Origin of the sequence: Sphingopyxis sp. CCNWLW2, assembly GCF_037095755.1 — a bacterium.
Classification (GTDB): Bacteria; Pseudomonadota; Alphaproteobacteria; order Sphingomonadales; family Sphingomonadaceae; genus Sphingopyxis.
In genome coordinates this window covers 652022-664263 of record NZ_JBAWKJ010000003.1, presented here as the reverse complement: position 1 = coordinate 664263, position 12242 = coordinate 652022, and the positions used below count along the sequence as shown (strand labels likewise).

Sequence of the window (12242 nt, the reverse complement as noted above, 5' to 3'; positions counted from 1 at the left end):
AACCCTAAGACGCGAGCGTTTAGACCGCGGTCTTCAAGAGGTGTCGCCTTTCTAGAACCAAAGCCCGAGGGCTTTCGCGACGCCCGCTCCATAGGCGGGATCGGCGCGAGTGCAGTTTTCGACATGACGCCGCTTCACTTCGTCGCGCGCATCGCCCATCGCGCGGGCGGTGTTGTCGAAAAGCAGTTGCTGCTGTTCGGGCGACATCAGCCGGAACAGGTCGCCCGGCTGCTCATAATGATCCTCCTCGACGCGGTGGTCCCAGTGTGCCGCCGCGCCTTCGAGCGTGAGCGGCGGTTCGGCGAGCGCGGGGTCATCGCCCATCCATTCGCCCTTGCTATTCGGCCAATAGCTCGGCGTGCCGCCAAGATTGCCATCGGTGCGCATCGGGCCGTCGCGATGATAGCTGTGATAGGGGCAGCGCGGCGCATTGACCGGGATATGGCTGTGATTGACCCCGAGCCGGTAGCGCGCGGCATCGGGATAGGAAAAGAGCCGCGCCTGCAGCATCTTGTCGGGCGAGAAGCCGATCCCCGGCACAATGTTCGACGGTGAGAATGCTGCCTGCTCGACCTCGGCAAAGAAATTGTCGGGATAGCGGTTCAATTCCATCTCGCCGACCTCGATCAGCGGATAATCGCCCTTCGGCCAGACCTTGGTGAGATCGAACGGGTTGTGCTTGTGGACGCGCGCTTGCTCCTCGGTCATCACCTGGATCAACAAGGTCCATTTGGGGAAATTGCCGCCGTCGATGGCATCGAGCAGGTCGCGGCCGTGGCTTTCGCGGTCGTCTGCGATCAGCGCCGCGGCTTCCGCATCGCTCAGATTCTCGATGCCCTGTTGCGTACGGAAATGAAATTTGACCCACACGCGTTCATTCTCCGCGTTGATCATCGAATAGGTATGGCTGCCGAAGCCGTGCATGTGGCGCAGGCTTTTGGGGATGCCGCGATCGGACATCACGATCGTCACCTGGTGCAACGCCTCGGGCAGCAGGGTCCAGAAATCCCAATTGCTGTCGGCCGAGCGGAGGCCAGTGCGCGGGTCGCGCTTGATCGCATGGTTGAGGTCGGGGAAGCGCAGCGGGTCGCGGAAAAAGAAGACCGGCGTGTTGTTGCCGACCACGTCCCAATTGCCTTCCTCGGTGTAGAATTTGATCGCGAAGCCGCGAATGTCGCGTTCGGCATCGGCGGCGCCGCGCTCGCCGGCGACAGTCGAGAAGCGCATGAAGAGATCGGTCTTCTTGCCGATGCCGGAGAATATCTTCGCCTTGGTATAACGCGTGATGTCGTGGGTAACAGTGAAGCTGCCATAGGCGCCCCAGCCCTTGGCGTGCATCCGCCGTTCGGGGATCACCTCGCGGTCGAAATGCGCGAGCTTTTCGATGAGCCAGATGTCTTCGAGGAGGGCAGGACCGCGCGGGCCAGCGGTCTTGATGTTCAGATTATCAGCGACGGGCGCGCCATTGGCGAGTGTCATGCGGCGGTTGGTGTCAGTCATGATCTTTTCCATGGATGGAGCGACGAGCGTTGCCGCCTCGCGGCTTGGCGGCGGCGGCCCGGCGATTCACGGGGCGACGCAGCGGCGACCGAAGCTCAAGGCTAGCCGATCAAATTGGTCTTCAGGAACTGCCAGGTTCGCCCGTTGGCCAGTGCAGCGGCGCCGGCGTCATAGCGCGTGCCCGTGTGCCGGGCGAAGGCGTGGGCGCAGCCAGCATAGCTGTGAACCATCACCGCGGGGTTCTCGGCCACCGCTTCCCTGATCGCTCTCTGCGCGTCTTTGGAAATATATTCATCCTCCTCACCGAGGTGAATCATCAGGGGCGTCCGGATGTTGCGTGTTTCCGAGACATAATTTTCAGCGGCCCCCGGATAATAGGCGACGGCGGCGTCCGCGCCATGGCGCGCGCTTACCAGAAAAGCCATAAGACCTCCGAGACAATAGCCTAAAAGGCCGACCTTTCCGGTGGTGCTCGAAAGCGCCGACGCGAATTGCATGACGCGAGCGATGTCCTTTGCACCCTGATCTCGGTCGTAAGCTTCATAAAGCGCAATTGCTTTATCCACTTCGGCGGGTGTCCAATGGGACATCTCCACGCCGCGTTCCTGTCGCCAGAAGAGTTCGGGAACCACGGCCACGAAGCCCTGCCGCGCGAGTTCCACACAGCTCGCGCGCATGTCGTCGTTGACGCCGAAAACCTCATGCAGAACCACCACGGCCGGGCCGCTTCCGGATGCCGGATGTTCGACGAATGCCCGCATCGACCCACCTTCGAGATCGATATCAATAAACTGTCCCATATGTCCTCCGACAGGCGTTTCATCCAATGTAGCGGCCAAGGCCGCAGGTTTTCGATGGAGAACGAACTGGACGGGCGTTCGATCTTGGAAGAGTGGGGTTCGGCCGGGGCGGCAACGCTGCCCGCCCCGGCCGGGCCGCTACCCGCGAATGAAGGCCAGCATGTCCTTGTTGATTTCGTCGGCATTCGTCGCCGCCATGCCGTGCGGATAGCCCTCGTAGGTTTTGAGCACGCCCTTCGAGAGCAGCTTGACGGAAAGCGGCGCCGAATCCGCATAGGGAACCACCTGGTCGTCGGTCCCGTGCATGACGAGCGTCGGCACCTCGATCTTCTTCAGATCATCGGTGAAGTCGGTTTCGGAGAAGGCCTTGATGCAGTCGTAATGCGCCTTGGCACTGCCGACCATACCCTGACGCCACCAGTTCTGAATCAGACCCTTGCTGACTTTCGCGCCGTCGCGGTTGAAGCCATAGAAGGGGCCCGAGGCGACATCGATGTAGAATTGCGAGCGATCGGCGGCGAGCGCCTTGCGGAACCCGTCGAACACCTCGATGGGCAGACCACCCGGGTTGCTCGCCTTCTTGACCATCACCGGCGGCACGGCGCCGACGAGGACCAGTTTCGAAACCGTGCCCGGTTTGGCGCGCGCAGCATAATGCGCGGCTTCGCCGCCGCCGGTCGAATGGCCGATATGCACCGCGCCCTTAAGGTCCAGTGCCGCAACCAGCGCCGCGACATCGGCGGCATAGGTGTCCATGTCGTTTCCGGTATCGGTCTGGGTCGAGCGGCCATGGCCGCGCCGGTCGTGCGCGATCACGCGGTATCCTTGCGCCAGGAAGAAGAGGAGCTGGTTGTCCCATTCGTCGGCGGTCAGCGGCCAGCCGTGATGGAAGACGAGCGGCTGCGCGTCGCGCGGCCCCCAATCCTTGTAGAAAATCTGCACGCCTTCGGCTGCGGTAATGAAATTCATCGGATGTGCTCCTTGATTTGCGGAAGGGAGAGGTGCGCCGAGGGCCGAGCTCGGCCAGTTGAGACTGCTCGCGATCGCCACCGCGCCACCAGCGGCGACAAATGACCGGCGGTTGAGCATGAAGTCTTCCAAAATCGCCATATGATATCCCCTGACTGGCCGACGTTACCGCAATATCCAAATCCCCGACGCGAGGACCGGACATGTGCATATTGCGTTTTGAAGACCCGCTTGTGCATCGTGCCAAGGATCGAACCGACCTATCCTTTGGTCGCATGCTTATAGACGGCGCGGTGCATCGCACCCCGGCAGAGCGTCAACCTTCGACCGCCGCCGAAAAATATTTCAGCTCATATGCGGGTGCGCACAAGCGGCGGTGTCTCCCTTTCGAACCTTCAGCTCGCGCTGAAATACAGAAAGGGATGAGAGATGATTTCCAGCCGCACACGCCGCAATCTTGCGACCGCCAGCATCGGGGCACTTGCGACGCTGCTGTGGGCGAATTCGGCCGCGGCCCAACAGCAAAACGCCTGCGGACCGTTGATCGATGGGCAAGTCTTCTGCCCGTCGGACGGAGCGGCATATCCCGAGGGCATCCGATATGACGCACCAGGGAATATCATCCTGGATCTTGAGGATGGTCTGGTATTGACCCCTGCCGTCGGCGAAGCCGGCATCATCGCCATTTCCGGGTTCGGGACGGGCGGCACAGTCGCCATCAACGGCTCCGGGACGTCGATCTCCACCCGCGACGCGACCGGAGCCGCCGTCGAAGCCGACGGCGACATCGTGATCGACCTTGCGAGCGTCTCGACCGAAGTTGTCACTCCCGGCGAAGTGGCTGCGGGAATTACCGCCGCGACCCCGTTCGGATCGACCTCGATCAACGTCGGGTCGGTCCATACGGTCGGCGATCACTCGAACGGTATCGTCGTCGAACAGGGTGGTCCCGGCAACGTATCCATCAATGCCGGAACTATCTCGACCAACGGTTTTGCATCGGACGGGATCAAGGTCGTTTCGGGCGGCGATACGAATATCGTCGTCGATACGATCGAGGGCCAAGGCGACTATATCTGGGGCGCCAATGTCACCAGCGGCATCGAATATGAAGGGCAATCGATCCATGGCGTGACGGCGATCTCGGTCGGCCGGATCAATCTGTCCGGCAATTACAACAGCGGTATTGTCCTGAACAGTCAGGGTGTCGGAATGATCGAGATAGGCGACCTCGACATCAAAGGGACGGGGAGCAGCGGCGTCAACGCCTCGGCTGCCGGAACGGCCTATGTTTCGGTGGGAACCGCAACGTTCAAGGGTGAAGGCAGCGGCGGTATCGTAGCGGCGTCTAATGACGGGAACGCGTTCGTAAAAGTCGGATCGCTCACCGCCGAGAATGGCGCCGGTATCGTTGCCATATCGGGATTCGGCAACGCAATTGCCGAGGCAGGTTCGATTCATGTCAAAGGCGATTTCGCGCGGGGCGCCGAGGCGGCATCTACCGCGGGTAATGCCAATGTTCGCGTCACGGACATCTCCACCGATGGCCAAGTTGCGCACGCGATCGCAGTTTCGGCCCTGAAAGGCAAGGCGAGCATCATTGCCGGCGAGGTCACTACGGCCGGCGACACGTCCTACGCCATCATGGCGACGGGGGAAGAAAACGATATTCGCGTGCTCGGCGCCTTGATGACAAAGGGTGACTGGTCGGCAGGCATATTGAGTTCGACGACGGGCGGCGAGAATCTTGTTCTAACGAGCGGAAAGATATCGACCGAAGGGGCCAATGCGGACGCGTTCTGGATCACCAGTCGCTACGCGGCCTCCGTAATCCGGGCGATCGGCGACGTCGCGACCTCCGGCGACAGGGCGATCGGGATTCGCGCAATCGGCGAGGACGGCGAGGTTTCGATCGAAGCGCAGAATATCGTGACCGAGGGCGCAGGTTCGCACGGAATTCAGGCCCGCACCCGCTTCGTCTCCTTCTACTCGGGACCATCTCCGGATAACCCCGTTTCCCTGGGGGGCGACATCGACATCCGCGCCGCCAATGTCGCCGTCAGCGGCGATGGGGCGATGGGCATCAGCGCGCGCGGCCTCGGCAACGCCTCTATTCTCGCGGGCAATGTCAGCGCCGTGTCGGGACCGGCGATCGATACCGATATGATCGAGGACGTCGCACTCGATCTGCGCGGCAACATCCGCTCGCAAATCGCCAGCGCGGTGGTGGCTCGGGGCAAAAATGTTTCAATCGACATTGGCGCAAGCGCGCACGTTTTCGGCGGTCAGGACGGTCTGGTAATCGACGCGGTCGGCGCGCGCTGCGCACTGCCCGATCTGGGCGACGGATCGCCGAACCCCTGCCCCAATCCCGGCGACGAAACGGCGGGCGGGGGGATCGGCATTGCCGCCTTTGCAGCCCCCCCGGCAAATTTCCCGACCTTCGCCGGCGACGCGCACGTCATCAACCGCGGCACGATCGAGGCAGTCGACGGCTTTGCAGTTCGGGTCGAGAATGGAACGATCACGCTCGAAAACCGAGGCACGATTACCGGCGGAATCCGCTTTTCCAGCGGAGACGATCTGTTCGACAATGCCGGGGTCTTCATCGTCACCAAAGATAGCGATTTCGGCAGCGGCACCGACGTGCTGCGCAACAGCGGCGTCGTTCGCGCGGGCGGCGACCTCCGCCTCGACGGCCTCGAGCGGTTCGAGAACAGCGGCGTGATCGATCTCGGGAACGAGAAGACGGGCGACGTGCTGACGATCGCCGGCGACTATGTCGGCGAGGACGATGCGGTAGTGCATCTCGACATCGACGGCGCCGGCCGCGCATCGGACCGCCTCGTGATCGAAGGTTCGGCATCGGGGTCGACCGCTATCGCACTCTCCGCCGATCCCACCGAGGCAAAGATTACGGGGGCCAAGGGCGTCCTGCTTGTCGAAGTCGAAGGCAAATCGGCTGCCGACACCTTCACGCTCGCCGAGGCGACGCGCGATATCGGCCTCGTCCGTTATGCGCTGACCTATGATGCGGCGAGCGGAAGCTACAGCCTTGTCGGCCGCGCAGGCGCCGGGGCATTCCGCCAGCTCGGCGCGCTGCGGGCCGCCGATCATATGTGGGACGCGAGCGCCGACTTGTGGCGCACGCAGGGCCTGTCGCGCCGCGACGCGCTGATGGGCGATCTCGGTGCGGTTTCACGCCTGTGGGGCTCACTGCAGGGCGGCCGCGCGACGCGCGACTGGTCCACGGCCGACGGCGACGATGCGATCGACCTCGACTATCGTCAGACGCTGCGGGGCGGCCAGATCGGCTACGACCTGTTCGGAAGCGGCGGCGAAACCGGCGCGCTGCGTTTCGGCCTGACCGGCGGTTACGCCACGTCGAAGCTGCGCTATCGCGACAGCGGCGAGCGGATCGAGCTGTCGACCGCCAATGTCGGCATCTATGCAAATTATGTCGGCGAGCGGCTCTTTGCGAACCTGCTCGTCAAATATGACCATCACGACGTCGAACTCGAGACCTCGGCTTTCGCATCGACGCAGGACATCGGCGGCTCGACCTGGGGCGTCGACGGCGAAGTCGGGATGCGTTTCGGCAGCACGGGCATGTTCGTCGAACCGACCGTCGGCCTGGCCTGGTCGGCCACCGACATCGACAGCCTCGGCACCGCGACCCAGCGGCTTGAGTTTGAAAAGTCGAAGCAGGTCAAGGCGCGCATCGGTGCCCGGTTCGGCGGCACGACCCAGTTCGCGAACGGCGGCGCGTTGACCCTCTACGCCAGCGGCAACGCGGTTCGGATCTTCGGCGACGATTATGGCCTGACCGTGACCGCCGGCGAGAGCCAGCGGATCGAGGGCGACCGCCTCGGAACATTCGGCGAAGGACGTGTTGGTCTGTCCTATCGCACCGCCGACGGCTTCGAAGCTTACGCGGAGGGCCAGGGGGAAATCGGCAGCGGCTATGACGGGCTGACCGGTCGCGTCGGTTTCCGGATCGGTTTCTGATGACGCGCATGCGATCGAGGATTCGGATTTGACCGACGACATATCCGCATCGCGCGGGCTGGCCGGTTGGCTGCGAGACAACCGGCTCAGCTTCGCTTGCACATCCTATCAGACAGGGCTTTTGATTCTGGTGGGGTCGGATTCCGAAGGCGCAGTGGCAGTCAGCCGCTCCGCCTTCGACCGTGCCATGGGGCTCGCCTGGCGCCCCGGGCGGCTCTATCTCGCCGGCCAGCGTGAGATATGGCGGCTGGAAAATATCCTGCCGCCGGGCGAACAGGACGACGCAGGCCATGATGCAGTCTTCGTTCCCCGCAATGCGCAGATTACCGGCGACCTCGATATCCACGAAATGGGTGTGCACCGCGGCGGGCAGATCGTCTTCGTAAACACCGCCTACTCCTGTCTCGCCACACCCAGCATCCGGCACAGTTTCCGTCCGCTCTGGAAACCCGAGTTCATCAGCCGTCTTACCCCCGAGGATCGTTGCCACCTTAACGGCGTAGCCTTCGGCGTCGATGGTGAGCCCGTTTTCGTCACCGCGGCGGGGCGCAGCGACATCGTGGGCGGCTGGCGCGATCAGCGCAGCGACGGCGGGCTGATTATCGATGTCGCGACGGGCGCGACCATAGCCGACGGGCTATCGATGCCGCATTCGCCGCGGCTGGTCGGACGCGACCTTTTTTTCCTCGAGAGCGGACGCGGCCAGATCGTCCGTCTGAACCTCGACACCGGCGAGCGCCGGGACGTCGCTTTCTGCCCCGGTTTCCTGCGCGGCCTCGCGATCCACAACGGCCATGCGCTCGTAACTCTATCGAAACCACGCGAGCAATCATTCACGGGCTTGCCAATCGACGAGCGTATCAGCATAGGCCGCGCCGCCCCATGGTGCGGGGTGATGGTGATCGAGCTTGTGAGCGGGAACATTATAGAATGGCTGCGTTTTCACGGGCCACAGAGCGAGCTTTTCGACATTGCCGTGATGCCGGAAATTCTCTGTCCCTCGGCCGTCGCCCCGCGCAGCGCGCAAGCGGACCGGATGCTCACCTTCGATCCACTGCCCGTCCTCGCCATTCGCGCATTCGGCGAACCGATCTGAGATGGGCGCGCAAGCCGTGACCGAGCAGACAATAATCAACGCAGCCGCCGCGCTTCCCACGGGTCTCGAAGCCGTCTATCTGGCGCACCGCGATCGGCTGCTGCGTTTCCTGCGCGCTCGCGGTGCCGGGGCTCGTGCCGAAGACCTTGTACAGGAGCTCTGGGTTCGGATCGCGTCGAAGCCGACCGGACCGATCATGGACCCGCTCAGCTATCTGTTTCGTGCAGCGAACAACCTAATGCTCAATGATTATCGGGCCGACGCCCGAAATATGGCACGCGACGAAGCCTGGGGAGAGGCGCATCTGGTCGGCGTCGCGAGCGCCGCCGAGGTAGACCTAGCCGCAAAGGAGGAAGTCGCCCGCGCCCGAACCCGTCTCGCGGCATGCGGTACCCGCGTGCAGGAAATCTTTTTTCTTTTTCGGGTCGATGGCTTGAGCCAGCGCGTCATTGCCGAACGCTATCACATCAGCCTGAGCGCGGTGGAAAAGGATATTCAACGCGCCTATCGGGCGATTGCAGCGTTGAAGGATGAAGACAATGGCTGAACATGGGCCCGGTTCGCGGAACGCCGCAATCGACTGGCTCGCCCGCCAGCGCGATCCCCTGTTCGACGATTGGGAAGCATTCACCGACTGGCTCGAAGCCGATGTATCGCACGCAGCTCTCTACCAGCGGCTCGCGGCGCTCGACGCTGCATTGGGCGACGATCTGGCGGCCGATCCGCCGCTATTCGTGTCCGATGCCGATGCGGACGAAGACCTGCCGAAGCGATGGCGCCGGACCGGCTGGTTCGCGTCTGGCGCCGCGGCCGCACTTGCCGTTCTCGCCTTTTTCACGCTCCGCCCCGACGGGGCGTATGAGGTCGTGACCCGGGAAGGGCAGCGAAAACATATATCGCTCGCCGACGGCAGCCAGATCGTCCTGAACGGCGCGACCCGGATGCGACTCGACCGCGACTTGCCTCGCTCGGCCGAACTCGTCACCGGCGAGGCGCTATTCGACGTCGCTCACGATCCGCGCACGCGGTTTCGCGTCACCTTTAACGGCGGCATGGTCCAAAATTTGGGAACGCGTTTCATCGTCAACCGGCAAGGCGATAGGACCGAAGTCGCGGTCGCTGAAGGGGCCATCGCATTTCAGAGCGGGAAAAGTCGAGCCGAGCTGCGGCCGGGCGAGCGACTTGTTGCAACAGGCGATCGAATAGTTCGCAGTTCGGTCGCGACGGACGCGATCGGCCGATGGGCGACTCCCAGGCTCGATTACGACAATGCACCACTACACACTGTCGCAGCCGATCTTTCACGCGAGCTTGGTATCCCTGTTTCAGCTTCACCGGCAGCGGCGAATCTGCGGATCAGCGCGACCATCCAGCTCGACCTTGACGTTGAAGGCAGCATGGCGCGGTTGGGACCACTGCTCGGAATCGACGTGCGCCGCGACGGTGATGGGTGGACACTTTCGCCGGGAAAATGAGGGATGGTTTCGGCATTGTCGTCGCTGCGGGAGCCGTCCTCGTGCTGGCCAATCCAGCGCACGCGCGCGAGGCTGTGCCGGTCGACATTCGCGCGGGAACGCTGAAAGCCGGGCTACGCGCGCTGGGTGCCCAAACCCGGTCGAGCATCGCTCTGGCGGATCCCGCGATCGCCAATTTAAAAATAGGCAAGGTCCGTGGCCGGATGACGGCCGAACAGGCCCTCCGCAGGATGGTACGAGGCCTTGGCATCGACGTGGTGGTCCTCGATCCTTCCAATTTCCGCCTTATCCTGGCGCCCCGCGGCCGCCCGCAACGCGCCGCGGGGCAGCTCTCCCTTCCCGCGCCGAAAATTCAGTCGCCTCTGCCCAAGGCCGAGATCGTTGTCACGGCAAGCAAGCGCCAGACGAGCCGATCGCATTATCAGGGCAGCGTCCAGACCATCGACGCGAGCGACCTGATCCATGCCGAATTTCGCGGCACCGAAGCGATCGAACGCGCCGGAACGTCGCTCAGCTCGACCCATCTGGGCCCCGGGCGCGACAAACTATTCCTGCGGGGAGTCGGCGATTCGAGCTTTAGCGGGCGCACGCAGGCGACAGTCGGGCAATATCTTGGCGAAGCGCGTCTCAACTATTCGGGTCCCGACCCCGATCTGCGCCTTTATGATATCGCCCGTACCGAAATTCTGCTCGGACCGCAGGGGACGCTTTATGGAGCTGGTTCGCTCGGCGGAATCATACGGATCGAGCCCAACCGGCCCGATCCCGACCGCATGCAGTTACAAGCCACGCTGTCCACGTCGGCTATCAACGGCGGGACGCCGGGCACGGAAGCCGCAGCAATGCTGAATCTGCCACTCGGGTGGAGCGACGGGGCCGTCCGTCTCGTCGGCTATCGGGTGCGCGAAGGCGGCTATATCGACGATCTCACGCGGGGCGCCACGAATAGCAATCTGCTCGACATATCGGGGGGTCGAATCTCCCTGGGTGTCGCGCCTAACGGCTCTTGGCGCACAGATATTCTCGGCGTCTGGCAGGATATCGAGGGACGGGATGCAGCTTATGTCGATCGCCGCCTCGACCGCCTCGCGCGGGCGACCACTATTGCACAGCCTTACTCCAACCGTTTCCGGCTGGTGTCGGTCACGCTCCGCGGAGAGCAACACGGGCTCGATATCGCCGCGAACCTCTCGCGTTCGCATACGCGCCTGCACGATATTTTCGACGCGAGCGCCCCCCTTCCTGACACGCTGGCTCTAACCCGGCGCGAGATATCGAACGTGGCTTCGGCCGAGATACGAGTCGGCCGCTCGGGATCGGGAGGAAGCGGCTGGCTTATCGGCGGCTCGGTCGTCGACAGCAGAACCCGCTTTTCATCCGCGCTGCACTATCGGGATGAGCCGCCGTTCGAAACGAACACCGCGGCATCGATACGCGAATATATCCTGTTCGGTGAAGCGTCGAAGGCAATTGGGTCCCTCGCCCTCTCGATCGGCGGACGCGCGGCGCGATGGCGCGGGCATGGCCTCCACATATCGGGCGCGAACTCTTCCGGGTCGCTTTTCAACTGGAACGACGAGGGCTGGAAAGTCCTTCCCGGCGCGTCGGCACTTCTGGCGCTGCCTGGCGACGTCCAGTTTCTTGTCCGTTATGCCGCAAGCTATCGCCCTCCGACCGCAGCGGCATCATCTGCCGGCTTCATTGTCCTGTCGGGTGATCGCTATGCCGCGTGGGAGGTGGCGGTCCGCCGCCCTGCAAGCGACGACCGGCCGCTGACGGGAGGGCTCAGCTTGTCGGTGGGTCGCTGGCGCAACGTGCAGGCGGATATCATCGACCCTGCCGGCTATCTTACGACCGCGAATATCGGCGATGCGAAGACGTTTACGGTCGAGACGACGGCGCAATGGCGCCTGTCCGAACGACTTACACTGAATGCCGGCATCACGATGAACCGAGCACTCGTCACGACCACAAAGCCAAGCCATATCATCGTTCCCGAAGGACGCCTGCCCAACATTCCCGACATCAACGCCCGGCTGGCCGTCCGATACGCCAGTTCCGCGGACGCGAAGCACCCCTATCGCTTTTCGGCGACGCTACGTCGGACCGGCCGGTCACAACTGGGCATCGGCCCCGAACTCGCGCGATGGCAGGGCGGCTTTACCGACGTCGATCTCGACGCGTCGTGGAAGCTTGGCAGCGCCGAACTCCAGCTGGGCGTCGCCAATCTTTTCAACGCCGCCGGAAATCGCTTCGCGCTCGGGTCGCTCGCGCAACCGGGCGCATCGGATCTTTTCGTTCCGCAAACGCCCCGCCGGTTCAGCCTCGGCATCAGGATGGAAGGACGCTAGCCGAATTTCGGCGACATGCGGATGGTACAGCATATTGGCACAT

Annotated in this window: 8 protein-coding genes; 5 read left to right on the top strand and 3 right to left on the bottom strand. The window is 63.2% G+C overall.

Features of this window, described 5'->3' with window-relative positions; translation table 11 throughout:
* Positions 1-51: 51 nt before the first annotated feature.
* The 3 genes from V8J55_RS20540 to V8J55_RS20530 all read right to left on the bottom strand — a co-directional run bounded on the left by V8J55_RS20540 (position 52) and on the right by V8J55_RS20530 (position 3269).
* Positions 52-1500 carry a catalase gene (locus tag V8J55_RS20540; RefSeq protein WP_336447430.1) on the bottom strand — a complete coding sequence of 483 codons (1449 nt, stop codon included), beginning with the start codon at positions 1498-1500 and terminating at the stop codon, positions 52-54.
* Between the two features lie 101 nt (positions 1501-1601).
* Complete coding sequence (locus tag V8J55_RS20535) at positions 1602-2300, bottom strand: dienelactone hydrolase family protein (RefSeq protein ID WP_336447429.1); 699 nt, start codon at positions 2298-2300, stop codon at positions 1602-1604.
* A gap of 138 nt (positions 2301-2438) precedes the next feature.
* A complete protein-coding gene (locus V8J55_RS20530) occupies positions 2439-3269 on the bottom strand; it encodes an alpha/beta fold hydrolase (protein ID WP_336447428.1) in 831 nt (276 codons plus the stop codon).
* A 429-nt stretch (positions 3270-3698) separates the two neighbouring features.
* On the opposite strand from V8J55_RS20530, the gene V8J55_RS20525 reads away from it, so the two are divergent.
* From V8J55_RS20525 to V8J55_RS20505, 5 genes are read left to right on the top strand one after another with little or no spacing between them, the layout of a single operon-like run.
* Positions 3699-7277, top strand: a complete 3579-nt coding sequence (locus V8J55_RS20525) for an autotransporter outer membrane beta-barrel domain-containing protein (protein ID WP_336447427.1) — start codon at positions 3699-3701, stop codon at positions 7275-7277.
* Between the two features lie 28 nt (positions 7278-7305).
* The gene (locus tag V8J55_RS20520; RefSeq protein ID WP_336447426.1) at positions 7306-8373 is read left to right on the top strand and encodes a TIGR03032 family protein; all 1068 of its coding nucleotides are present in this window, start codon (positions 7306-7308) and stop codon (positions 8371-8373) included.
* 1 nt (position 8374) lies between these two features.
* Positions 8375-8920 (top strand): RNA polymerase sigma factor, encoded by a 546-nt coding sequence (locus V8J55_RS20515; RefSeq protein WP_336447425.1) that lies wholly within the window; start codon positions 8375-8377, stop codon positions 8918-8920.
* Entirely contained in the window at positions 8913-9848 is a 936-nt protein-coding gene (locus V8J55_RS20510) for a FecR family protein (protein WP_336447424.1), read from the top strand. The genes V8J55_RS20515 and V8J55_RS20510 overlap by 8 nt, the downstream gene beginning before the upstream one ends.
* On the top strand, positions 9845-12199 hold the full coding sequence (locus V8J55_RS20505; protein WP_336447423.1) for a TonB-dependent receptor: 2355 nt from the start codon (positions 9845-9847) through the stop codon (positions 12197-12199). The genes V8J55_RS20510 and V8J55_RS20505 overlap by 4 nt, the downstream gene beginning before the upstream one ends.
* The last annotated feature ends 43 nt before the right edge of the window (positions 12200-12242 follow it).

Coding starts and splice junctions, on each gene's coding strand:
- V8J55_RS20525 (WP_336447427.1), top strand. CDS start 3,699: ATGATTTCCAGCCGCACACGCCGCAATCTTGCGACCGCCAGCATCGGG.
- V8J55_RS20515 (WP_336447425.1), top strand. CDS start 8,375: ATGGGCGCGCAAGCCGTGACCGAGCAGACAATAATCAACGCAGCCGCC.
- V8J55_RS20530 (WP_336447428.1), bottom strand. CDS start 3,269: ATGAATTTCATTACCGCAGCCGAAGGCGTGCAGATTTTCTACAAGGAT.
- V8J55_RS20510 (WP_336447424.1), top strand. CDS start 8,913: ATGGCTGAACATGGGCCCGGTTCGCGGAACGCCGCAATCGACTGGCTC.
- V8J55_RS20505 (WP_336447423.1), top strand. CDS start 9,845: ATGAGGGATGGTTTCGGCATTGTCGTCGCTGCGGGAGCCGTCCTCGTG.
- V8J55_RS20540 (WP_336447430.1), bottom strand. CDS start 1,500: ATGACTGACACCAACCGCCGCATGACACTCGCCAATGGCGCGCCCGTC.
- V8J55_RS20535 (WP_336447429.1), bottom strand. CDS start 2,300: ATGGGACAGTTTATTGATATCGATCTCGAAGGTGGGTCGATGCGGGCA.